Origin of the sequence: Streptomyces calidiresistens, from assembly GCF_014141525.1 — a bacterium.
GTDB lineage: Bacteria > Actinomycetota > Actinomycetes > Streptomycetales > Streptomycetaceae > Streptomyces > Streptomyces calidiresistens.
On the sequence record NZ_VKHS01001449.1, the window covers coordinates 1 to 658 of the forward strand.

Genomic DNA, 658 nt, shown 5'->3' on the forward strand with positions numbered 1-658 from the left:
GGGGATCGAGGGAGGGTGCGGGGGATCCGTTCCGCTTTCGGGGCGCGGGCGTGAATTCCGGGTTAATTGCCCGGACGGCGACATCCCCGCCCACTGGGGGATTCCCGGAAGTGCTCGGACTTCCTGCAATTCCCGGGGGTCGGGGATGCCGCCGGGCGGCTATCCCGTGACGGATCGGTCCGCGGCGGGTGCGGGTGCGGGGGTCACCCGTTCCGGCACGACCACGACGGCCTCCCCGCACCGGAAGGCCGGCAGCATCGGACCGGCGGTGACGCACACCCGCACCTCCACCCGGCGGATGGCCTCCCCGCCGGCGGGATCGGTACCGGCGAGGGAGAAGCGGTACGCCCGCTCGGGCCCTTCCTCGGGGTCGAGCCCCACCATGCGGTAGTCCACCGGGCGGCGGTCGTCGGCCCCGTAGGCGACGAACTCCGCGAAGACCCGGCCGTCGTCCCGGCACACCCGGTCGGCGCGCCGTTCGGCGAGCACGCCGGTGACGTCCACACCGGGCGGGAGGCCGATGGGGGCGGTGCGCCAGGTCATCTCCCCCCGGGTCACCGCGTGCAGGCACTCGGTGCGGTGCTCCGCGGCGAAGGTCGTGCCGGTGGCCTCCGGCGCGGAACCGTCGGCGGGGGCGGAGGTCGGGGTGGACCGGGGG

General features: G+C 75.4%; 1 protein-coding gene. It reads right to left on the bottom strand.

From position 1 onward, the window contains the following. Window positions 1-159: 159 nt before the first annotated feature. Window positions 160-658 (bottom strand): hypothetical protein (locus FOE67_RS27765; RefSeq protein ID WP_182667559.1); only part of this gene is annotated, 499 nt, incomplete at its 5' end.